This window comes from Paracidovorax valerianellae (assembly GCF_900102625.1).
In the GTDB taxonomy this organism is placed as follows: domain Bacteria; phylum Pseudomonadota; class Gammaproteobacteria; order Burkholderiales; family Burkholderiaceae_C; genus Paracidovorax; species Paracidovorax valerianellae.
The window spans coordinates 173,915-195,440 of the sequence record NZ_FMZC01000005.1; the positions used below are offsets into that span (position 1 = coordinate 173,915).

At 66.0% G+C, this 21,526-nt stretch carries 17 protein-coding genes; 6 read left to right on the forward strand and 11 right to left on the reverse strand.

Going from position 1 to position 21,526, the window contains the following annotated elements; translation table 11 throughout:
• Positions 1-224: 224 nt before the first annotated feature.
• Together BLT03_RS10725 and groL are read left to right on the forward strand one after the other, a co-directional pair.
• Positions 225-515 (forward strand): co-chaperone GroES, encoded by a 291-nt coding sequence (locus tag BLT03_RS10725; protein ID WP_010462231.1) that lies wholly within the window; start codon positions 225-227, stop codon positions 513-515.
• Positions 516-568: 53 nt separating this feature from the next.
• Complete coding sequence (groL, locus tag BLT03_RS10730) at positions 569-2,221, forward strand: chaperonin GroEL (protein WP_092743388.1); 1,653 nt, start codon at positions 569-571, stop codon at positions 2,219-2,221.
• A gap of 294 nt (positions 2,222-2,515) precedes the next feature.
• On the opposite strand, the gene BLT03_RS10735 is transcribed toward groL, so the two are convergent.
• From BLT03_RS10735 to tal, 3 genes are all read right to left on the reverse strand, one after another.
• Complete coding sequence (locus tag BLT03_RS10735; protein WP_092743390.1) at positions 2,516-4,426, reverse strand: methyl-accepting chemotaxis protein; 1,911 nt, start codon at positions 4,424-4,426, stop codon at positions 2,516-2,518.
• Between the two features lie 183 nt (positions 4,427-4,609).
• Positions 4,610-6,205, reverse strand: a complete 1,596-nt coding sequence (pgi, locus tag BLT03_RS10740; RefSeq protein WP_092743393.1) for a glucose-6-phosphate isomerase — start codon at positions 6,203-6,205, stop codon at positions 4,610-4,612.
• A 3-nt stretch (positions 6,206-6,208) separates the two neighbouring features.
• Positions 6,209-7,156: a transaldolase gene (tal, locus tag BLT03_RS10745; RefSeq protein ID WP_092743395.1), complete on the reverse strand. Its 948-nt coding sequence runs from the start codon at positions 7,154-7,156 to the stop codon at positions 6,209-6,211.
• A 179-nt stretch (positions 7,157-7,335) separates the two neighbouring features.
• Between tal and zwf the strand changes: the two genes are divergently transcribed.
• Together zwf and BLT03_RS10755 are read left to right on the forward strand one after the other, a co-directional pair.
• On the forward strand, positions 7,336-8,802 hold the full coding sequence (gene zwf, locus BLT03_RS10750; RefSeq protein WP_092743397.1) for a glucose-6-phosphate dehydrogenase: 1,467 nt from the start codon (positions 7,336-7,338) through the stop codon (positions 8,800-8,802).
• Between the two features lie 175 nt (positions 8,803-8,977).
• On the forward strand, positions 8,978-9,823 hold the full coding sequence (locus BLT03_RS10755; protein ID WP_092743399.1) for a MurR/RpiR family transcriptional regulator: 846 nt from the start codon (positions 8,978-8,980) through the stop codon (positions 9,821-9,823).
• 86 nt (positions 9,824-9,909) lie between these two features.
• Here BLT03_RS10755 and fabF read toward each other — a convergent pair whose 3' ends face one another.
• A complete protein-coding gene (fabF, locus tag BLT03_RS10760) occupies positions 9,910-11,178 on the reverse strand; it encodes a beta-ketoacyl-ACP synthase II (RefSeq protein ID WP_092743591.1) in 1,269 nt (422 codons plus the stop codon).
• A 165-nt stretch (positions 11,179-11,343) separates the two neighbouring features.
• Between fabF and BLT03_RS10765 the strand changes: the two genes are divergently transcribed.
• The gene (locus tag BLT03_RS10765) at positions 11,344-11,943 is read left to right on the forward strand and encodes a TetR/AcrR family transcriptional regulator (RefSeq protein ID WP_092743401.1); all 600 of its coding nucleotides are present in this window, start codon (positions 11,344-11,346) and stop codon (positions 11,941-11,943) included.
• Between the two features lie 197 nt (positions 11,944-12,140).
• Positions 12,141-12,572 (forward strand): DoxX family protein, encoded by a 432-nt coding sequence (locus BLT03_RS10770; RefSeq protein ID WP_092743403.1) that lies wholly within the window; start codon positions 12,141-12,143, stop codon positions 12,570-12,572.
• Between the two features lie 105 nt (positions 12,573-12,677).
• Here the strand turns inward: BLT03_RS10770 and BLT03_RS10775 are convergent, their stop codons facing one another.
• From BLT03_RS10775 to BLT03_RS10805, 7 genes are all read right to left on the reverse strand, one after another.
• Positions 12,678-13,742 carry an ABC transporter ATP-binding protein gene (locus BLT03_RS10775; RefSeq protein WP_092743405.1) on the reverse strand — a complete coding sequence of 355 codons (1,065 nt, stop codon included), beginning with the start codon at positions 13,740-13,742 and terminating at the stop codon, positions 12,678-12,680.
• Positions 13,739-14,716: an ABC transporter ATP-binding protein gene (locus tag BLT03_RS10780; RefSeq protein WP_092743407.1), complete on the reverse strand. Its 978-nt coding sequence runs from the start codon at positions 14,714-14,716 to the stop codon at positions 13,739-13,741. The genes BLT03_RS10775 and BLT03_RS10780 overlap by 4 nt, the downstream gene beginning before the upstream one ends.
• Before the next feature lie 36 nt (positions 14,717-14,752).
• Positions 14,753-15,664 (reverse strand): ABC transporter permease, encoded by a 912-nt coding sequence (locus BLT03_RS10785; protein ID WP_092743409.1) that lies wholly within the window; start codon positions 15,662-15,664, stop codon positions 14,753-14,755.
• A gap of 109 nt (positions 15,665-15,773) precedes the next feature.
• Positions 15,774-17,345, reverse strand: a complete 1,572-nt coding sequence (locus BLT03_RS10790; protein ID WP_092743411.1) for an ABC transporter substrate-binding protein — start codon at positions 17,343-17,345, stop codon at positions 15,774-15,776.
• A gap of 58 nt (positions 17,346-17,403) precedes the next feature.
• Positions 17,404-18,624: a M20 aminoacylase family protein gene (locus tag BLT03_RS10795; RefSeq protein ID WP_092743413.1), complete on the reverse strand. Its 1,221-nt coding sequence runs from the start codon at positions 18,622-18,624 to the stop codon at positions 17,404-17,406.
• Positions 18,625-18,627: 3 nt separating this feature from the next.
• The gene (locus tag BLT03_RS10800) at positions 18,628-19,608 is read right to left on the reverse strand and encodes an ABC transporter permease (protein WP_092743415.1); all 981 of its coding nucleotides are present in this window, start codon (positions 19,606-19,608) and stop codon (positions 18,628-18,630) included.
• Between the two features lie 121 nt (positions 19,609-19,729).
• The gene (locus tag BLT03_RS10805; RefSeq protein WP_092743417.1) at positions 19,730-21,310 is read right to left on the reverse strand and encodes an ABC transporter substrate-binding protein; all 1,581 of its coding nucleotides are present in this window, start codon (positions 21,308-21,310) and stop codon (positions 19,730-19,732) included.
• Positions 21,311-21,526 lie beyond the last annotated feature (216 nt).

Here is a 21,526-nt window from a genome sequence, read left to right on the forward strand (position 1 = left end):
TAGGTGCATGCCTCGTCTGCGCTCCAGCCGCCGGCCTTCGCCAGAGGGCGCCGACCGCTGACAACAACCTGCCCTCTTGAAATGCAAAAGAATGCCCGTATCATTAGCACTCGATGCGGACGAGTGCTAGCAACGCCGGCACCGGACCGCTGAAGTCAGAAAGCGCCCGCTCTTGCGGGCGCGTTGTTGATGTCGAAATCCTTTTTTGAACCAGGAGAGATGCAATGAACCTTCGCCCCCTGCACGATCGCGTGATCGTCAAGCGTATTGAAAGCGAAACCACGACCGCTTCCGGCATCGTGATCCCCGACAACGCTGCTGAAAAGCCCGATCAAGGTGAAGTGCTGGCCGTTGGTCCCGGCAAGAAGAATGACAAGGGCGACCTGATCGCCTTGAACGTGAAGGTCGGCGACCGCGTTCTGTTCGGCAAGTACTCTGGCCAGACCGTCAAGGTCAATGGCGACGAATTGCTGGTGATGAAGGAAGACGACCTGTTCGCAGTCGTCGAAAAGTAAGCCTTCCAGGCCCTTTTCCTGAACATCCTGTTTACTGAATCCGGAGAAATCAAATGGCAGCAAAAGACGTAGTTTTCGGCGGCGAAGCCCGCGCCCGCATGGTCGAAGGCGTGAACATTTTGGCCAATGCGGTCAAGGTCACCCTGGGCCCCAAGGGTCGCAACGTGGTGCTCGAGCGCTCGTTCGGCGCCCCCACCGTGACCAAGGACGGTGTGTCCGTGGCCAAGGAAATCGAACTGAAGGACAAGCTGCAGAACATGGGCGCCCAGCTCGTGAAGGAAGTGGCTTCCAAGACGTCCGACAACGCTGGTGACGGCACGACGACCGCTACCGTGCTGGCACAAGCCATCGTGCGCGAAGGCTTCAAGTACGTCGCCGCCGGCATCAACCCGATGGACCTGAAGCGCGGTATCGACAAGGCCGTGACGGCTCTGGTGGAAGAGCTGAAGAAGGCTTCCAAGGCCACCACGACCTCCAAGGAAATCGCCCAGGTGGGTTCGATCTCCGCCAACTCCGACGAAACCATCGGCAAGCTGATCGCTGACGCCATGGACAAGGTCGGCAAGGAAGGCGTGATCACCGTGGAAGACGGCAAGTCCCTCGAGTCCGAACTGGACGTCGTGGAAGGCATGCAGTTCGACCGCGGCTACCTGTCGCCCTACTTCATCAACAATCCTGAAAAGCAATCCGCGATTCTGGACAACCCCTTCGTGCTGCTGTTCGACAAGAAGATCAGCAACATCCGTGACCTGCTGCCCACGCTGGAGCAAGTCGCCAAGGCTGGCCGTCCCCTGCTGATCATTGCCGAAGAAGTCGAGGGCGAAGCCCTGGCGACGCTGGTGGTGAACACGATCCGCGGCATCCTGAAGGTTGTGGCAGTGAAGGCCCCTGGCTTCGGCGACCGCCGCAAGGCCATGCTGGAAGACATCGCCATCCTGACGGGCGGCAAGGTCATCGCTGAAGAAGTGGGTCTGACGCTCGAGAAGGTCACGCTGGCCGATCTGGGCCAAGCCAAGCGCATCGAAGTGGGCAAGGAAAACACCATCATCATCGACGGCGCCGGCGCTGCCGAAGACATCGAAGCCCGCGTGAAGCAAGTGCGCGTGCAGATCGAAGAAGCCACGTCCGACTACGACCGCGAAAAGCTGCAAGAGCGCGTGGCCAAGCTGGCTGGCGGTGTGGCCGTGATCAAGGTCGGCGCTGCCACCGAAGTCGAAATGAAGGAAAAGAAGGCCCGCGTGGAGGACGCCCTGCACGCTACGCGCGCAGCGGTGGAAGAAGGCGTTGTGGCTGGTGGTGGCGTGGCCCTGCTGCGTGCCAAGCAAGCCGTGGGTTCCTCGATCAAGGGCGACAACGCCGATCAGGACGCCGGTATCAAGCTGGTGCTGAAGGCCATCGAAGCCCCTCTGCGCGAAATCGTGAACAACGCCGGCGGCGAAGCCTCGGTGGTCGTGAACGCTGTGCTGGCTGGCAAGGGCAACTACGGCTTCAACGCTGCCAACGACACGTACGGCGACATGCTCGAACTGGGCATTCTGGACCCCACGAAGGTCACCCGCACGGCCCTGCAGAACGCAGCTTCGGTGGCTTCCCTGCTGCTGACGACGGAATGCATGATCGCCGAAGCCCCCAAGGATGACGCGCCTGCTGGCGGCGGCATGCCTGACATGGGCGGCATGGGTGGCATGGGCGGCATGGGCATGTAATTGCCGGTGGCCGCACCGGGCTGAAGACCCTTCTGTCCGGCGCCTCCATAAAAACCCCGCAGGCTGCGAAGCCTGCGGGGTTTTTCTTTGGGCTTTTATGCTTCACGCAGCGGCACCAGGCATGAACGCTCTTCTCCACGGGTGATGCCGTTGGCGTCACTGGAAGGAAGGAATGGTGCATTGCGGCCACCCCGACGCACACATTAAAAAGCCCCCACCGGTCTGAGACCGGCGGGGACTTTTATGGGATGGCGCAACCAATTCAGCGCCAGCAGGACCTGTGGCTTGAGCGCCTCACACCTTGAAGGCGCCCACCACCTGCCGCAGCAGGTCGGTCTGTTCCTGCATGGAGCGGGCTGCGGCAGACACTTCTTCCACCAGCGCGGCGTTCTGCTGGGTCGTGGTGTCGAGCTGGGCAATGGCCTGGTTCACGCGTTCGATGTCACGGCTCTGCTCGCTGCTGGCCGCCATGATCTCGCCCATGATGGACGCGACGCTGGTGTTGGTGGCGATGATTTCACTCATGGTGGTGCCAGCCTGGACGACGAGGGCGCTGCCCGACTCCACCTTGGCCACGGAATCGGCGATCAGATTCTTAATGTCCTTGGCCGCTTCGGCCGAACGCTGCGCCAGGCTGCGCACTTCGCTGGCCACCACGGCGAACCCGCGTCCCTGCTCGCCAGCCCGCGCGGCTTCCACGGCGGCGTTCAGCGCGAGGATGTTGGTCTGGAAAGCGATGCCGTCGATCACGCCGATGATGTCGACCACCTTCTTGGACGAACTGCTGATGGAGTCCATGGTTTCCACCACGTTGCCGATCACCTGGCCGCCCTTGGACGCGACCTGGAAGGCGTCGGTCGCCAGGCGGTTGGCCTGATTGGCGCTCTCGGCGTTTTGCTTGACGGTGCTGGTGATCTGCTCCATCGAGCCGGCGGTTTCCTGCAGGAAGGCGGCCTGCTCTTCGGTGCGCACCGATAGATCGTGGTTGCCGCTGGAGATTTCGCCGGATGCCGATGCGATCGACGATGCCCCCGTAACCACCTGGCTCACCACGCCTTGCAGGCGCGCGATGAAGGCATTGAAGCTGGCGGCGACTTCGCTGAACTCCGCCCCGCCGGTCTGCGGCAGGCGGCGGGTCAGGTCGGCCTCACCGGCGGACAGCGCATCGATATTGCTCTTCAGCACTGCCAGGCGCTTCATGAACAGGCGCACCCCCATCACCATCAGGCCCAGCAGCACCAGCGCCATGGGCACCTGCACGGCGGCGAGCTTGGTCAGGATGCGGTGGCTGTTCACCGCCAGCAACGAGGCCGGAATGGCCGTGGCAATGAACCACGGGCTGCCGGGAATGGGCTTCAAAAACAGCACCTGCGTCCCCTGCCCGTCCTTGAACGAACTCTCGGCGGAGGCGGTCGCCTGCAGGGTGGGCAGCATTTTCTGGATTTCCGCCGCCATGGGCGAAGTCGAGGCGATGTCGGAGACGTTCTTGAGGACGACGTTGCCCTGGATCTTCGTGCTGTTGCTGACGATCTTGCCGTCGCCCTCCACGATCAGGATCTGGCCCTGGACCTTGCTTTCCATGTCGGCCACCAGGCGGTTGAAGAAGCCCAGCGTCACGTCGATGGTGGACACGCCGTACAACTCGTCGCCCTTGTAGATGGGCATGGCGCAGTTGGTCCGCGGCTGCGGGCTGGCGGCATCTTGGTAGGCCTTGGCCCATTTGCAGGTGCCCTTGGCCGCCGTCTTGCCGTTTTCATACCAGGGCTGCTCCCAGTATTTGAGCGATTCAGCGGAGTTCCAGTGGGTGTTCACTACCAGCTTGTTGCTGGCATCGCGCGCGAAGAACGTGCTGAACTTGTCCCTGCCCTGTTCCCGCTTGTTGGGCAGGGGCCAGATGCCGCCGCCGAAAACGTTGGGGTCGCCATACTGGTCGACCAGCCCCGGCTGCAGGACATCGATCTGGTCGCTGGCAAGCAGGGCCACCGTCTGGGTGATGCTGCGCGATTGCGCCTCCACCTGCCGCAGCTGCTCGCTGATGCGCACGGAAATCTGGTCGACATTGCTGGCCGCGACTTTGCCTTCGAGAGTGGAAAGGTCCGGCGTGACGGACAGCTGGATGACAGCGAAGGTGCCCAGCAGCAAGAGCAGGAAAAATCCGCAGATCAGCAGCGTGAACCGTGTCTGGGTGGAAGAGGTACGGATCATGGGTGGCCCGGTGGTGGAGATAAGGAAGGAGACAACGCGGTCTCCCTCCGTTATCGGCAGCAACCCGGCACCGTTGAGCTTTATCGGCCACCGTTACACCCGCACGACACCCCTCCACCGGGCGCCATGCGAGGATTTCTGCTCACCCGCTGGCCAGCGCCCGCTGCGGGGGCGACCCTTCGTTCAGAGCAATTGCCGCAGCAGGCCGGCGGTCGAAGGGTCCAGCCCTTCCACATCGCCCGAGGACAGGCGCGGCTCCAGTTCCTTGGCCAGCACCTTGCCCAGCTCGACCCCCCATTGGTCGAAGCTGTTGATACCCCAGATCGCGCCGCTCACGAACACGCGGTGCTCGTACAACGCGATGAGCGCGCCGAGCGAAGCCGGTGCCAGCCGGTCCATCACCAGGAACGTGCTGGGCCGGTTGCCGGTGAAATGGCGGTGGCCGGGTTCGTCCGGCCGACCGAGCATGAGCGCCTTGGCCTGGGCCAGGGCGTTCGCCACCAGGCGGGAGTGATGGTGCGGCAGGTCGCGCGCGCCCTTGCGCAGGGCGATGAATTCGACCGGAATCACGTCCGGCCCCTGGTGAATCATCTGAAAGAACGCGTGCTGGCCGTTGGTGCCGGGCTCGCCCCACACCACGGGCGAGGTCTGCACCGCCAAAGGCTGGCCCTGCCCGTCCACGCCCTTGCCGTTGCTTTCCATCTCCAGTTGCTGCAGGTACGCCGGCAGCCGGCGAAGGCCGTGGCTGTAGGGGGCCACGCAGCGGCTGGAGAAACCGTGGAAGTTGCGGTACCAGACGTCCAGCAGCCCCAGCCGCACCGGCAGATTGCGCTCCAGCGGCATATGGCGAAAGTGCTCGTCCATCGCGTGGGCGCCGGCCAGCAGGTCACGGAAATGCGCCGCGCCGATGGCGATGGCGATCGGCAGGCCGATGGCCGACCACAGCGAATAGCGCCCGCCCACCCAGTCCCAGAACCCCAGCGTGGTGTCGATGCCGAACTCCGCCGCGGCTTCGACGTTGGTGGTCAGCGCGACGAAATGGCGCGACACGCACACGCGCCCCGCCTGCCGCGGGCTGCCGCCGTGCGACAGGAACCAGTCGCGCGCCGCGTGGGCGTTGGACATGGTTTCAGCGGTGGTGAAGGTCTTGGAGGCGATGAGGAACAGCGTGTTCTCGGGCCGCAGCGTGTGCAGCAGCGTGCCCAGTTCCTGCCCGTCGACGTTGGAGACGAAGTGCAGGCGCTTGTCGCTCTGGCGCAGGTCTTCCAGCGCCTTGACCACCATCGACGGGCCCAGGTCGGAGCCGCCGATGCCGATGTTCACGATGTCGGTGATGCCCGTGTCGGCCCGCACCCGCTCGGCCAGCGCCAGCATCGCATCGAGCGTGGTGTGCACGTCGCGCAGGCTGTTTGCTACAAATTCAGGAGCGCTCACCGCATGATTCTCTAGGGCGGAAGCCGGATTTCGTAACAACCAATGCATCACCGCGCGCTGCTCGGTGTGGTTGATGGCCTCGCCCTGGAACATGGCGTCGCGGTAGGCCTCCAGCCCGCATTCGCGCGCCAGTTGCATGAGCAACGCCTCGGTCGGCTCGTCGATGCGGTTCTTGGACAGGTCGGCGAACAGGTGTGGCGCCTCCTGGCTGAAAGCCTCGAAGCGCAGCGGATCGTTGGCGAATGCCTGGCGAACGTCGAAGGTGCGGCCGCTCTCGTCGTAGCGGGCCTGCAGTGCCGCCCAGGCGGTGGTGTGGTCGCAGCGGATGCGTTGGGGAATGGTCATGGGTCAGGCGGCCTGCATCATCTGTTCGAGCTTGGCCGCATCGGCCGCGAAGGCACGAATGCCTTCTGCGAGCTTCTCGGTGGCCATGGCGTCGGCGTTGAAGGCATAGCGGAAGGCGGGCTCGTCGTATTCGACGGCGGGCAAATCCAGGGCCTTGGCCGCATCGGGGTCGAGTGCGCGGGTCAGCGGTGCATCGCTGGCCGCCAGTTGCGCCAGCAAGTCGGGCGCGATGGTGAGCAGGTCGCATCCCGCCAGCGCGGTGATCTGCCCCAGGTTGCGAAAGCTCGCGCCCATGACCTCGGTGGCGATGCCGAAGTGCTTGTAGTACTGGTAGATCTGGCGCACCGACTGAACGCCGGGATCGTTGGGGCCGGCCATGGCGGCCTCGTCCCACTGGGCGCCCGCCTGCTTCTTGTACCAGTCGTAGATGCGGCCGACGAACGGCGAGATCAGCTTCACCTTGGCGCGGCCGCAGGCGATGGCCTGCACGGGCGAGAACAGCAGCGTGAGATTGGTGTGGATGCCGCGCTCTTCCAGGATGCGCGCGGCCTCGATGCCCTCCCAGGTCGCGGCGATCTTGATGAGCACCCGGGCGGTGTCCACGCCTTCGGCCTGGTACAGCTCGACGATGCGCTCGCCCCGCGTGACGGTGGCCATGGTGTCGAACGACAGGCGGGCGTCCACTTCGGTGGAAACACGGCCGGGAATGAGGGAGAGGATCTCGCAACCGAAGCGCACGATCAGCCGGTCCATGATCTCTTCCAGCGGGCGCCCCTTGAAACGGGCCACGGCGTCCTGCAGCAGCGGGGCGTAATCGGTTTTCTGCACCGCCTTCAGGATGAGCGAGGGGTTGGTCGTCGCGTCCTGCGGCTGGTAGGCACTCAGTTGGCGGAAGTCGCCCGTGTCGGCCACCACGGTGGTGACCTGTTTGAGGGCGTCGAGTTGGTTCATGCAATGCTCCCGGAGGTGGCGTGAGATGGCGTGCGAAGGCGCTCAGGCGGGGCCGAGCGGCACGGCAACCGCAGAGTGTATTGCGCGGTAACCGGGGTTCCTGTCAGTCGCCGCCTCATGATGAAACTCGGTAACATGCCCGACACCTTCCTTACCAATCTTCTGGGGACGCGACAACGATGAGTTTCGATCTGGTTCTGTTCGGCGGCACGGGCGATCTGGCATGGCGCAAGCTGCTGCCGGCGCTTTTCCAGGCCTTCCGCCATGGCTCGCTGCCCGAAGGCGGCCGCATCATCGGCGTAGCGCGCGACGACCTCACCGATGCCGCCTACCGCGAACTGATCGCCAGCCGCTTCGCCGCGGTGGTGGACGACAAGCGCCCCAGCGCCGAGGAGTTCGAACAATTCGCCTCCCTGCTGCAGTACCAGCGCATGGACCTGTCCAAGCCCGAAGACTACGCCCGGCTGGCGGCGCGCCTGGGAGAACGGCAGGCCGACACGGTGGTGATGTACCTCGCCACTGCCCCGGGCCTGTTCACCACGGCGTGCGAGCAGCTCGGCGCCGCCGGGCTGGCCACGCCGCACACCCGTGTGGTGCTGGAAAAACCGCTGGGCCACGACCTGGAATCCAACCGCGCGATCAACGCCGCGGTGCGTTCGGTGTTCAACGAGTGGCAGATCTTCCGCATCGACCATTACCTGGGCAAGCCGTCGGTACAGAACCTGATGGCGCTGCGCTTCGGCAATGCGCTGTTCGAGCCCCTGTGGCGCCGCGAAACCGTGGCCAGCATCGAGATCACCATGGCCGAGAAGCTCGGCGTGGAAAAGCGGGGCGCGTTCTACGACGGCACCGGCGCCCTGCGCGACATGGTGCAGAACCATGCACTGCAGTTGCTGTGCGCGATCGGCATGGAGCCACCCATCAATTCCCACGCAGACGCCATCCGCGACGAAAAACTCAAGGTGCTGCGCTCCCTGGCCCCCTGGACGCCCGCGACGCTGGCCCGCGACGTGGTGCGCGGCCAATACACGGCGGGCAGCCTGAGCGGCGAGCGCGTGAAAGGCTACGCCGACGAAGACGGCGTGGCACCGGGCAGCCGCACCGAAACCTTCGTCGCCCTGCGCACCGAAATCGCCAACTGGCGCTGGGCTGGCGTGCCGTTCTACGTGCGCACGGGCAAGCGCCTGGCCTCGCACGAGGCGCACATCGCCATCAATTTCCGCCCCACGCCTCACCCCATCTACCGCTCGCCCCTGGGGGCCGCCAACCGGCTGGTGATCCATCTGCAACCGCGCGACGGCGTGGCCCTGCACCTGTTCGCAGCGGGGCAGGAAAAACGCGGCACCCGCGTGTCCGAGGCGCAGGCGCTGGTCCCGGTGCACCTGGACCTCGACTTCGAGCAGCGCTTCGGCGCCGAGCGCGTGGGCGCCTACGAGCGCTTGCTGCTGGATGTGATCGGCGGGCGCCTGAACCTTTTCGTGCGGGCCGACGAGCAAGAGGCCGCCTGGCGCTGGGTGGAGCCCATCATGCAAGCCTGGCGCGACTCCGACGACGGCCCCCGGCCCTACGCCGCCGGCAGCTGGGGCCCCAGCGCCGCCAGCGCCATGGTGGCGCGCGACGGGCACAGCTGGATGGAGGAGGCGTGAACTCCCCCCTGAGTCGCCTGCAGCGCGTTCCCCCCAAGGGAGGACGACGCCCGTGGCCTGGCAAAGCCAGTTCCACGGCGTCTGCGGGCGTGGCCTGCTCCGCGGCCTTCCGACGGTCAAGGCCGCGTCGGTGGCTTGCAGCGCGCGTGCTGCCCGGCGATGAAGGGCCCCACTGATGCTTGAACGAATCACCGCTTCCCTGCCCTCGCTGGCCCCGGCCGAGCAGCGCGTGGCGCAGCTCGTGCTGGACGACGCGCGGGCCTTCGCCCGGCTGCCGGTGCGTGAGCTGGCGGCCCGCGCCAGCGTGAGCAAGCCCACGGTGGTGCGGTTTTGCCGCAGCATGGGCTACGACGGGCTGGCCGACTTCAAGCTCAAGCTGGCGGGCAGCGTGAGCGAAGGCATTCCCTTCATCCACCGCAGCGTGGATGCCGACGACAAGACGGGCGACGTGCTGGTGAAGGTGGTGGACAACGCTGCCGCCGCTTTCCTGCAGTACCGCAACGCTGCCAGCACCGGCGCTATCGAGCGCGCCGCGACGGCCATCGCGGGCACGTGGCAGACGGGCCGGCGCATCGAGTTCTACGGTGCCGGCAACTCGGGCATCGTCGCGCAGGATGCGCAGCACAAGTTCTTTCGCCTGGGCATCACCAGCATCAGCACGAGCGACGGCCACATGCAGGTGATGAGCGCCACCTTGCTCGGGCCGGGCGACTGCGCGGTGATCGTCTCCAACTCGGGCCGCACGCGCGACCTGATGGACGCGGCCGACATCGCGCGCAAGAACGGCGCCACAACAATAGCCATCACCGCGAGCGGTTCGCCCCTGGCGCTGGCCTGCCACATCCACCTGGCCGCCGACCACCCCGAGGGTTACGACCGCTACAGCCCGATGGTTTCGCGGCTGCTGCACCTGCTGGTGATCGACGTGCTCGCCACCTGCGTGGCCCTGCGCATCGGCGAACCGCTGCAGCCGCGCCTTCAGCAGATGAAGGACAACCTGCGAGCCAAGCGGTACACCTGATCCGGGGGCCCTCCAAAAGGCAAGGGTCTTCCAGGCATCCACCGCAATATCCACTAGGGGATGTAGCTATTATTTTTATATCAACATCAGGGCATCCATCGGCGCAGCACCAGCGAAGCGTTCACGCCGCCGAACCCGAAGCCGTTGACCAGCGCGTGCTCCAGCGCCATCGGGCGGGGCCGGTGGGCCACGATGTCCAGCCCCTGGGCGAGTTCGTCGGGCTGGTCCAGGTTCAACGTGCCGGGCACGATCTGATCCCGCAGCGCCAGCACCGTGAAGACCGACGCCACGGCGCCCGCCGCCCCCAGCAAATGGCCGGTCGCGCCCTTGGTGGAGGCGATCGCCACCGAGGCACCTTCGCCGAACAGGCTGCGGATGGCCGCCAGCTCGCCCCGGTCTCCGACATAGGTGGACGTGGCATGGGCGTTGAGGTGCTGCACCTCGGCCGGCTGCAAACCGGCCTGCGCCAGCGCGGCTTCCATGCTGCGCCGGGCGCCATCGCCGTCTTCCGGCCCCGAGGTGATGTGGTGCGCATCCGCAGAAGTGCCGTAGCCCACCACCTCGGCCAGCGGCACCGCGCCGCGCGCCAGCGCGTGCTCCAGCGACTCCAGCACCAGCATGCCGGCGCCCTCGCCCATCACGAAGCCGTCGCGCGCCGCATCGAACGGGCGTGAAGATGCTGCCGGATCGTCCGCAAAGCCGGTGGACAACGACTTGGCCGCGGCGAAGCCGCCCAGGCTGACGCGGTCGATCGCGGCTTCGGTGCCGCCGCACACGGCCACGTCGGCTTCGCCGCAGCGGATCATGCGCACGCCATCGCCAATGGCCTGGATGCTGGCGGCGCAGGCCGTGACGGGCGCGCCGATGGGGCCTTTCAGGCCATGCCGTATCGACACATGCCCTGCCGCCAGGTTGACCAGGAACGACGGCACGGTGAAGGGCGACAGGCGCTGCGGCCCCCGCGTGTCGGTGGTGCGCACCGCCTCGGCGATGGCGCCGAAGCCGCCGATGCCGGAGGCGATCACCGTGGCGGTGCGGTGGGCCGCATGGGCATCCGGCGGCGCCCAGCCCGCCTGCGCCAGGGCCTGCTGCGCCGCGCCGAGGGCGAACGGAATGAAGCGGTCCATCTTGCGCGCGTCTTTGGTGCCGACGACCGAACTGGGGTCCCAGCCGCCTTGCGCGTCTTCCTCGATGGAGGGCACCGCGCCGCCCACCTTGGCGGCCAGCCCTTCCACGGTGGCCTCGGGCAGGCGCCGAAGGCCCGATGCGCCGGACAGCAGGCGGGCCCAGGCCAGTTCCACACCGCAGCCCAGGGGGGACACCAACCCCATGCCGGTGACGACGACGCGCCGCATCATGCGGCCCCGCTCGAAAACACCCCGTCCGGGGTAACCTTGTGATTCACCATCATTGGCCTCGCTGGTTGGTGCACGGACGACCGTGCTTTTATGATTGCGGCCGTCATCATAAATGCACGATCATTTATTGCGTATGGTCGCAATCAAAAGAGGTTTTCTGCGATGAAAGTTTCCAAGGCCCAGGCGGCAGAAAACAGGCAAGGCATCCTGGATGCCGCCGCGCGGCTCTACCGCGAGCGCGGGCTCACGGGCGTTGGGGTGGCCGACATCACCCGTGATGCGGGACTCACGCACGGTGGGCTGTACCGGCATTTCGCGTCTAAAGACGCCCTGGTGCGCGAGGCCTGCGCCCGTGCGTTCGACTGGTCGATCGCCCCGCTGGACGGCGCGGAAGGCGAAACCAACCTGGCTACGCGCGTGAACAGCTACCTCTCGGCCACCCACCGCGACCGCCCTGGCGAAGGCTGCCCCGCCGCTGCGCTGGCGGTGGACGCGGCCCGGGCGGGCAGCGACCTGTCGGAGGTGTTCGCGCGGGGCATCGAGCGCAACATCGACCGCTTCGCCCGGGTGATCGAAGAGCTCGCCCCCGACGGCGGCCCCATCAGTGCCGAAGGCCGTGCGCGCGCCATGGAAATGCTGGCGACCATGGTGGGCGGGCTCGTGCTGGCACGGGCGACCGCCGCCGCCCAGCCTGCGCTGTCCGATGAAATCCTCGCCACGCTGCGCGACAGGTTGAACGCGCCGGCTGGCAAAACGGATTGAACGGCGGCAGCCCCACGGGTGCCTGCGGCGTGTGGGATGTGGGGCTGTGATGTGAGGCTGTGATGTGGGATGGGTGGGGCGTGGGGGCATGGCGCGTGGCCCGGGTGCGACATCCCGGCAGATTGTGAGAAAACGCACTGACACGCCCCGAACGGCCCCGCATACTGCGGTTTTTTGACCTGGAGAGGAGAGAACCCATGAACAACGTATCCCGCCATACCGCCGCCGCCCCATCGGACGATGCCGGCAAACTCGTACTGCGCGTGGCCGTCGGCGTGCTGGTGCTGCTGCACGGCATTTTCAAATTGCAGAACGGCGTGGGCTTCATCAGCGGCATGCTGGAAAAAGCCGGCCTGCCCGGCGCGCTGGGCTACCTGGTGTTCGTCGGCGAAATCCTTGCGCCGGTGCTGATGATCGTGGGCCTGGGCGCACGGGCCGGCGCGGCCATCGTGGTGGTCAACATGCTGGTGGCGCTGGGCCTGGTCCACATGGCCGATCTGATGGCGCTCAACAAGCAGGGCGGCTGGGCGCTGGAGCTGCAGGGCCTGTACCTGTTCGGCGCCTTGAGCGTGGTGCTGCTGGGCGCCGGCCGCTACAGCATCGGCGGCGTGAACGGCAAGTTCAACTGAGCACCGTCGGCATCCGCTGAAACGATACACCGGCCTGCGCCGGTGTTTTGCTATCAATTCAGGAGTGCATGCCGCCGGATTGATTGCGCTGCGGGCCGATTTGGCTCAAACCGCCACGGGCGCTGCCATCACCACCAGCGGAATGCGCCCTTCCTCGATGCCATGGCAGGCCACGCGGGCGCCGCCCTGGTTCAGCAACTGGGGGCGCTCGGTGCGGCACCGGTCGTTGGCATGCGGGCAGCGCGGGTTGAAGGCGCAGCCGGACGGCGGGTTGAGCGGATTGGGCACTTCCCCCTGCACCGGCGTGCGCGAACGGCCGGTGTCGTGCATCTTGGGAATGGCGTCCAGCAGCATGCGCGTGTAGGGGTGGCGCGGCGTGGCGAACAGCTCGCGCTTGTCGGCCAGCTCCACCAGGCGGCCCAGGTACATCACGCCGACCTGGTCGCTCACATGGCGCACCACCGCCAGGTTGTGCGAGATGAACAGATAGGTGAGCTGCCGCTCGCGCTGCAGGTCTTTCATGATGTTCAGCACCTGCGCCTGCACCGACACGTCGAGTGCCGAAGTGGGCTCGTCGCACACCAGGAACTCCGGCTCGGTGGCCAGGGCCCGGGCAATCGAAATGCGCTGGCGCTGCCCGCCCGAGAACTGGTGCGGGTACTTGACCATGTCCAGCGGCGACAGACCCACGGACTGCAGCAACTCGCCCACGCGGGTCTTCAGCTCGGCCTTGTCGGTGATGAGGCCGTGCTCGCGCAGCGGCTCGCCGATGATGTCTTCGACCAGCCAGCGCGGGTTGAGGCTGGCGTAGGGGTCCTGGAAGATCATCTGGATGCGCCGGCGCATGGCCTGCGCATCCTTGCCCTTGAAGGCCGCGTGCGCGTCCTGCCCGTCGAACGTGAGGCCGCCGCGCGTGGGCTCGTACAGGCCCACCAGCAGCCGCGCCACCGTGCTTTTGCCGCAGCCGGATTCGCCCACCAGCGCCAGCGTCTTGCCGCGCTCGATCTCGAAGCTCACGCCATCGACGGCGTGCAGCAGCGTGCGGGGCTTGCGCTCCAGCATGCGGTTGAGCCAGGGGGCGGACACATCGAAGGTCTTGGCCAGGTCGTGCGCCTGCACCAGGGGCTGGGCGGAGCTGGCGGATGGGGTCGGGGGAATGTGGGCGCTCATGCGACGGCTTCCTTGGGCAGATCGTGCAGCCAGCAGGCGGCTTTGGTCGCGCCGGCCTGCAGCAGGTCGGGCCGCTCCACCTTGCAGCGGTCGAAGGTATGGGGGCAGCGCGGATTGAAGGCGCAGCCCTGGGGAATGGCGTTCAGGCGGGGCATGGCGCCATCGATCTGGTTCAGGCGCTCGCGCTCCTGCTCCATGTCGGGAATGGACGCCATCAGCCCTGCGGTGTAGGGATGGGCGGGGTGGTTGATGACCTCGTGCACGGGCCCGATCTCGGCCACGCGCCCGGCATACAGCACCGCCACGCGGTCGCAGGTTTCGGCGATCACGCCCATGTCGTGGGTGATGAGCATCACGGCCGCGCCGCGCGACTTGCAGATGTTCTTGAGCAACTGAATGATCTGCGCCTGGATCGACACGTCCAATGCCGTGGTGGGCTCATCGGCCACGATGAGCTGCGGCTCGGCCGCCAGCGCCAAGGCGATCACCACGCGCTGGCGCATGCCGCCCGAGAACTGGTGCGGGAAATGGTCCACGCGCTGCTCGGCGGCCGGAATGCCGGTGTCTTTCAGCAGGTCGATGGCGCGGCGGCGCGCTTCGGCGGCGTTCACCGGCAGATGCGCCTGGATGGTTTCGATCAGCTGCTGGCCCACCGTGTACAGCGGGTTCAGCGAGGTGAGCGGGTCCTGGAAGATCGCGCCGATGCGCCGGCCGCGGATGTGCCGCATCTCGCGCGACGACAGGTTGTCGATGCGCTGGCCCTCCAGCACGATCTGACCGCTGGCGACCCGCCCTGGCGGCTCCAGCAAACCGATGATGGCCGCGCCCGTGAGCGACTTGCCCGCACCCGATTCGCCCACCACGCCCAGGATTTCGCCGGGTGCGATGGAAAAGGAAATGTCGTCCAGCGCACGCAGCGTGCCGCGGCGGCTGGGGAATTCGACGACGAGGTTCTTGACTTCGAGAAGGCTCATGGGTTTACTTTTTAGAGCGTGGGGCGCCCATGCTTTTTATCGAAGACGGGGGTTGAGCGCATCGCGCAACCAGTCGCCCAGCAGGTTCACCGACAGTGCGATCAGCACCAGCATCGCGCCCGGGAACACCGTGATCCACCACTCGCCCGAGAACAGATAGTCGTTGCCGATGCGGATCAGCGTGCCCAGCGAGGGCGACGTGGGCGGCGCCCCGACACCCAGGAACGACAGGGTTGCCTCGGTGATGATGGCGGTGGCCACCTGGATGGTGGCAAGCACCATGACCGGGCCCATCACGTTGGGCAGCACGTGCTTGCGCATGATGCGCAGGGAATTCACCCCCGTCACGCGGGCGGCCTGCACGTATTCCTTGTTGCGCTCGACCAGCGTGGAGCCGCGCACCGTGCGCGCGTACTGCACCCAGCCGGTAAGCGAGATCGAGATGATCAGCACCCCAAACGCCAGCGACTCGTGCGCATTGGGAAACACCGCACGGCCCACGCCGGCGATCAGCAGCGCCACCAGAATGGCCGGGAACGACAGCATCACGTCGCACAGGCGCATGAGCACCGCGTCCACCCAGCCGCCGCGAAAGCCCGCGAGCAGCCCGAGCGCCACGCCGACCACCACCGACAGCACCACCGAAGCGAATCCCACGATGAGCGAGATGCGCGCGCCGTAGATCAGCGCGGACAGGATGTCGCGGCCCTGGTCGTCCGTGCCCAGCAGGTACTTGGTGGAGCCTTCAGGGCTCCAGGCGGGTGGCAGCCGCGCATCGCCGAGTTCGAGCGTGGTGAGGTCGAACGGGTTGTGCGGCGCGACCCAGCCCGCGAAGAACGAGCAGAACACGCAGATGAGCGCGATCACCGCCGCGCCGATGGCGACGGGCGAGGTGCGAAAGCTGTGGCCGACATCGCTGTCGAACCATCGGAAGAGCGTTTTTTTCATCGTGTTTGAAAACCCCAGGAAACTCACTGCGGCGGCGCCGACGGGCCGCCGCCTCGATTGGGCGCCTTGCAGGGGCGCCATGCTGGCCGTGCGCTGCCAGCGCTCACCACTACTTGACGATGCTCATCCATTTGAAAGGCATGAAGTTGTCCGCCATCTGCACGAGCTTGACCTTCTTGCTCACGCCCCAGGCCAGGGCCTGCTGGTGCAGCGGCAGGTGGCCGATGTCGGCGGCATGGGCCTCGAACGCCTCGCGAATCATGGCGTTGCGCTGCACCTTGTCGGTCTCGGACTGCACCTTCTTCGTGAGTTCATCCACCTTGGGATTGCAGTACGCACCCAGGTTGAACTGGCCCGCGCCCTTGTCGTCCACGCAGGCCATGAGGGCATTCAGCGCGTTGTGGGCGTCGTACGTGGCAGGCGACCAGCCCAGCATGTAAAAGCTCGTGTCGCGCCGCAGCACCTTCGGGAAGTAGGTGCCCTTGGTCTCGGCCTGCAGGTTGATCTTGACGTTGATGCGCGCGAGATTGGCCGCCACCGCCTGGCAGATGCGACCGTCGTTCACGTAGCGGTCGTTCGGGCAGTTCATCGTCAGCTCGAAGCCGCTGGCATAGCCCGCTTCGGCCATGAGCTTCTTGGCCGCGTCCACGTCGTACGGCAGCCGCTTCATGTCGGCCTGAAAGCCGTTGATGCCGGGGCCGACCAGTTGGGCGGAAGGGTTGGCCGCGCCGCGCATCACGGTCTTGCGGATGCCTTCGATGTCGATGGCCTGGTAGAACGCCTGCCGCACCCGCTTGTCCTTGAAGGGGTTCTTGCCCTTCACGCTGGAGTACAGCAGCTCGTCGCGCTTCTGGTCCATGCCCAGGAAGATGGTGCGCAGCTCGGGGCCGGTCACGGCGCGGGTGCTGGGGCTGGTGTTCACGCGTTCGATGTCCTGCACCGGCACGGGCTCCATCACGTCCACCTCGCCCGACAGCAGCGCGGCGACGCGGGTGGCGTCGTTGCCGATGGGGGTGTAGATGACCTCGCTGGCATTGCTTTCGATCGGGCCCCAGTAGGTGCCGTTGCGGGTGAACACGGTGCGCACATTGGGCTGGCGCTCGCGCACGCGGAACGGGCCGGTGCCGTTGGCGCGGAACGAAGCAGCGTTTTCAATGCCCTTGCGGCGGTCCACCGGTGCGGTGGCCTGGTTGGTCTCGCACCACTTCTTGCTCATGATGTACACGAGCGTGAGCACATCAGGAAGGATGGGATAGGGAGAGCGGGTTTCGATCTCGACCGTGTAGTCGTCGATCTTGCGCACTTCCTTGAAGTCGTTGGTGTAGCTCTTCATGTCCGAGCCCTCGAGCTGCGTGCGCCCGAGCGAGAACACCACATCGTCCGCGGTGAACGGCGTGCCGTCGTGGAACTGCACGCCGCGCCGCAGTTCGAAACGCCACACGGTGGGCGACGTCATCTTCCAGCCCGTGGCCAGCGCCGGGGCAAGGCTCAGGTCCTTGTTGCGGCCGACGAGCGGCTCATACACGTTGCCGGTCACGCTCAGCTGCAGCGACTCGTTCAGCGAGTGCGGGTCCATCGACAGGGCGTCGCCCTGGTTGGCCACGCGGATGGTCTGCGCCCCCGCCGCGGACACCATGGCGATCAGTGCCAGGGCCAGCGCCGTTTTTGTCGGGAATTTCATGGGGACTCCTGTGGAAGAAAAGGGAGAGAGATCAGCACGCTGCAGCCGTTGATTCGCGTCATGCCGTCGCGAGCGGCATGGCCTGCTCGACCAGGCTGGCATGCAGCGCGGCGCCCAGGGGAAGGATCTCGTCGTTGAAGTCGTAGCGGTTGTTGTGCAGCGCGCTGTTGCCGGGGCCGGTGCCCTGGCCGATGCGCAGGTAGGCGCCGGGCTTGTTCTGCAGCATGAAGGAGAAATCCTCCGCGCCCATGCTGGGCTCCATGTCGCGCACCACGTTCTCGGCGCCCACCAGCGATTCGGCGACGTCGCCGGCGAACTCCGCATGGCTTTCGGTGTTGATGGTGGCCGGATAGATGCGCTCGTAGCGCACCGTGGCGCTGGCGCCGAAGCCCAGGGCGATCGCGCTGCAAAGCTCCTGGATGCGCCGCGCCACCATGTCCTGCACCACGGGATCGAAGCTTCGCACCGTGCCCACCAGCGTCGCGGTTCCGGGCAGCACGCTGAAGGCGCCCAGGTCGCCCGCCTGGATGGCGCACAGGCTGATCACCGCGCTGTCGATGGGCCGCACGTTGCGCGAGACGATGCCCTGCACTGCCGTGATGATGTGCGCCGCCACGAGCACCACGTCCACCGTCTGGTAGGCGTGCGCACCATGGCCGCCGCGGCCGGTGATCTCGATCGTCACGCGGTCGGCTGCGGCCATCATGGCGCCGGAATTCAGTCCGATGGTGCCCGGCTTCATGGCCGGCCAGTTGTGCATGGCATACACCGACTGCACCGGGAAACGATCGAACAGGCCGTCTTCCATCATCACGCGCGCACCGGCCAAGCCTTCTTCGCCCGGCTGGAAGATCAGCACCGCGGTGCCGTCGAACTGGCGCGTGGCGGCCAGGTAGCGCGCGGCGCCCACCAGCATGGCGGTGTGCCCGTCGTGCCCGCAGCCGTGCATGAGGCCGGACTTGCAGGACTTCCAGGTGAAGTCGTTCTGCTCGGTCATCGGGAGCGCGTCCATGTCGGCGCGCAGGCCGATCATGCTGCGGCTGCCGCGCCCCTGCCCCCGGATGACCGCCACCACGCCGGTGCGGCCGATGCCGTCGTGGATCTCGTCCACGCCGCACAGCTTGAGCGCCTCTTTCACGCGCGCCCCGGTGTACACCTCCTCGAAGCCGAGTTCAGGGTGCGCGTGCAGGTCGCGCCGGAAGGCGGTGAGTTCAGGGTGGTACTGCGCGATGTGCGCGAAGGCCCGTCCGCCGGCCTTGAAGCGAAGCGCCTGCGCCATGGCTCAATGCCCTCCGGCCTTGCCCACGCGCAAGCGCGGATCGACGGCGAAATACAGCAGATCGACCACGAGGTTGATCACGACGAAGATGAGGGCGATCAGGCACAGGTAGGCCGCCATCACGGGAATGTCGGCAAAGGTCACCGCCTGGATGAACAGCAGGCCCATGCCGGGCCACTGGAACACCGTCTCGGTGATGATCGCGAAGGCGATGAGGCCGCCGAGCTGCAGGCCCGTGATGGTCATCACCGGAACCAGCGTGTTTTTGAGGGCGTGGCCGAAATGGATGGCCCGGTCGGACAAGCCGCGGGCACGCGCGAACTTGATGTAGTCGGTGCGCAGCACCTCCAGCATTTCGGCCCGCACGAGCCGCATGATCAGCGTGAGCTGGAAGATCGCCAGCGTGATCGCCGGCAGCGTGATGTGGTGCCATCCCTTGGGCGTGAGCAGGCCGGTGCTCCACCAGCCGATCTGGGTGACCGGCCCGCGCCCGAAGCTGGGGAACCAGCCCAGGTGCACGGCGAACACGAGGATCAGCAAAATGCCGATGAGGAAGGTGGGCAGCGACACGCCCAGCAGCGACAGCGTCATGAACAGCTGGCTGCCGAACGAGCCGCGCCGCAAGGCCGCATAAACGCCCATCGGCACGCCGATGACCAGGGCCAGCACAGCCGCCACGAGCGCCAGTTCCAGCGTGGCCGGAAAGCGTTCGGCGATCAGCCGCGAAACCTTGGCCCCTTGCCGCAGGCTGAGCCCGAATTCGCCCTGCGCCGCGTTCACCAGGAAGTGCCAGAACTGCACGATGAACGGCTTGTCGAGACCCAGCGCGGCCCGCAGTTCGCGGATCTGTTCGGGAGTGGCGTCCTGGCCAAGCAGGAAGGTGACGGGATCGCCGACATACTGGAACAGCATGAAGGAAATAAAAGCCACCGCGATCATCACGATGACGGCCTGGATCAGGCGTCGCAGAATAAAGGCAAGCATCAGTGAACCGTGAGTGAATCGGGCATGCTAGCAGGGGGATGGGCCATTGCGCGGAATACCCCCCACCCTGCAGTTGGACAACTTAAAGACCGGGGACTCAGGCCCCGGCCCATCGAGTGCATCAATTGATCTTGACCGTGCGCATGTCGACGCGGTTATCGGCGCGGTGCACCACTTCCACCGACTTCTTCATGGCCCAGGGAATGACCTGGTCATACAGCGGAATGTGCGACACGGTGTCGTTGGACAACTGCAGCGCCTCGGTCAGCATGCGCGACCGCACGGGCGCATCCGTCTCCGCCTTAATGCGGTCCACCAGGTAGTCCATGCGCTCATTGCTATAGCGGCCGACGTTGTAGTTGCCGTCGCCGCCCGCACCCACCGTGCGCACCAGCGATTGCAGGCTGTAGAGCGAATCGAACGTCGGCACGCCCCAGCCGAGCATGTAGATGCTGGCTTCGCTGCGCTGGATCATCGGGAAGTAAGTGACCTGCGGCAGCGTGCGCAGCTTGGCCTTCACGCCGATGCGCGCCCACATGGCCGTAACGGCCTGGCAAATCGCTTCGTCATTGATGTAGCGGTTGTTGGGACAGGCGAAATCCACCTCGAACCCGTCGGCATAGCCGGCGTCCGCCATGAGCTTCTTGGCCGCGTCCACGTCGTACGGCATGCGCTTGCCCACCGCTTCGGTCCAGCCCGCCACCTGCGGCGCCACCAGAGTGCCGGTGGGTTTGCCCAGGCCGCGCATGATGCTGCGGGTGAGCGTGTTCACGTCGATGGCCTGGTAGAGAGCGCGGCGCACGCGCACGTCCTTGAACGGGTTCTTGCCCTTCACGCTGGAGCCCACCAGTTCTTCGCGGAACTGGTCCATGCCCAGAAAGATCGTGCGGTTCTCCACGCCATCCACCACCTTGAGATCGGCGCCGGACCGCAGCCGCGCCAGGTCCTGCGGAGAAGGATCGAGCACCATGTCGACCTCGCCGGACAGCAGGGCCGCCACGCGCGTGGATGCCGATTTGATGGGGGTGTAGACGATCTCCGTCACGTTGCCTTCCATCGTTCCCCACCAGTTCGGATTGCGCTTGAACACCATGCGCACGTCCGGCTGCCACGACTCCAGGGTGTACGGCCCGGTCCCCATCGCGTTGCGGTGCGCGAAGTTTTCATCGGTGCCCTTGATGTCCTTGGGTTCGACGGACTTGTTCTTCTCGGCCCAGGCTTTGCTCATGATGCGCAGCTCGGTCAACTGGCGCAGCAGCACGGGGTTGGGCGCCTTGAGGAAGATGTCGATCGTCTGGGCATCCACCTTCACGATCCTGTCGAATCCCTGCACGAAGGGCGTGTAGTTCGACGTCTTGGCCATGGCCCGCGTGAGCGAGTACACCGCATCGTCGGCCGTGAATGCCGAGCCGTCATGGAACTTGACGCCTTGCCGGAGCGTGAAACGCACCTGGGTCGGACTCACTTCGCGCCAGGCAGTCGCAAGGACCGGCTCGACCTCGAACGTGCGGCTGTTGTAGTACGTGAGGCTCTCGTACACGTTCGCATGGATGCCGTTTTGCAGCGCATTGTTTTGCGAGTGAATGTCCCAGGTCGAGATTTCGCCTTGGCTGGCCCATTTGAAAGGCTTGGCATGGACCACGGGCGATGCGAGCAGCGCGCAGGCGGCAGCGCCCGAAAGAATGGAAGCGATGAACTTCATGGAAACCTCTTGGATAAAGCGTGGAACATGCCGTGTCCTTCGTGAGGACTGCGGAGGTCACTGACAAGCCGGCGTCTGACCGGCCCAGGAGATGGCATGGACGGTGAGCCTATGCAAGGAAGGTGCCAGCCACTGCACACCCGCAACGGTGAGCGGCTTGGCTTGCGGCCCTTCTCTCAGCACGAACAGCCTCCAGAAGGAGGCTGCAGTCATGTC

What these genes read in the sequence shown, in the direction of transcription:
- BLT03_RS10805 (WP_092743417.1), bottom strand. Translation starts at nt 21,310, where the DNA reads ATGAAGTTCATCGCTTCCATTCTTTCGGGCGCTGCCGCCTGCGCGCTG.
- BLT03_RS10725 (WP_010462231.1), top strand. Translation starts at nt 225, where the DNA reads ATGAACCTTCGCCCCCTGCACGATCGCGTGATCGTCAAGCGTATTGAA.
- BLT03_RS10770 (WP_092743403.1), top strand. Translation starts at nt 12,141, where the DNA reads ATGAACAACGTATCCCGCCATACCGCCGCCGCCCCATCGGACGATGCC.
- fabF (WP_092743591.1), bottom strand. Translation starts at nt 11,178, where the DNA reads ATGCGGCGCGTCGTCGTCACCGGCATGGGGTTGGTGTCCCCCCTGGGC.
- BLT03_RS10775 (WP_092743405.1), bottom strand. Translation starts at nt 13,742, where the DNA reads ATGAGCGCCCACATTCCCCCGACCCCATCCGCCAGCTCCGCCCAGCCC.
- tal (WP_092743395.1), bottom strand. Translation starts at nt 7,156, where the DNA reads ATGAACCAACTCGACGCCCTCAAACAGGTCACCACCGTGGTGGCCGAC.
- zwf (WP_092743397.1), top strand. Translation starts at nt 7,336, where the DNA reads ATGAGTTTCGATCTGGTTCTGTTCGGCGGCACGGGCGATCTGGCATGG.
- BLT03_RS10800 (WP_092743415.1), bottom strand. Translation starts at nt 19,608, where the DNA reads ATGCTTGCCTTTATTCTGCGACGCCTGATCCAGGCCGTCATCGTGATG.
- BLT03_RS10755 (WP_092743399.1), top strand. Translation starts at nt 8,978, where the DNA reads ATGCTTGAACGAATCACCGCTTCCCTGCCCTCGCTGGCCCCGGCCGAG.
- BLT03_RS10795 (WP_092743413.1), bottom strand. Translation starts at nt 18,624, where the DNA reads ATGGCGCAGGCGCTTCGCTTCAAGGCCGGCGGACGGGCCTTCGCGCAC.
- BLT03_RS10785 (WP_092743409.1), bottom strand. Translation starts at nt 15,664, where the DNA reads ATGAAAAAAACGCTCTTCCGATGGTTCGACAGCGATGTCGGCCACAGC.
- BLT03_RS10780 (WP_092743407.1), bottom strand. Translation starts at nt 14,716, where the DNA reads ATGAGCCTTCTCGAAGTCAAGAACCTCGTCGTCGAATTCCCCAGCCGC.
- BLT03_RS10790 (WP_092743411.1), bottom strand. Translation starts at nt 17,345, where the DNA reads ATGAAATTCCCGACAAAAACGGCGCTGGCCCTGGCACTGATCGCCATG.
- pgi (WP_092743393.1), bottom strand. Translation starts at nt 6,205, where the DNA reads ATGACCATTCCCCAACGCATCCGCTGCGACCACACCACCGCCTGGGCG.
- groL (WP_092743388.1), top strand. Translation starts at nt 569, where the DNA reads ATGGCAGCAAAAGACGTAGTTTTCGGCGGCGAAGCCCGCGCCCGCATG.
- BLT03_RS10765 (WP_092743401.1), top strand. Translation starts at nt 11,344, where the DNA reads ATGAAAGTTTCCAAGGCCCAGGCGGCAGAAAACAGGCAAGGCATCCTG.
- BLT03_RS10735 (WP_092743390.1), bottom strand. Translation starts at nt 4,426, where the DNA reads ATGATCCGTACCTCTTCCACCCAGACACGGTTCACGCTGCTGATCTGC.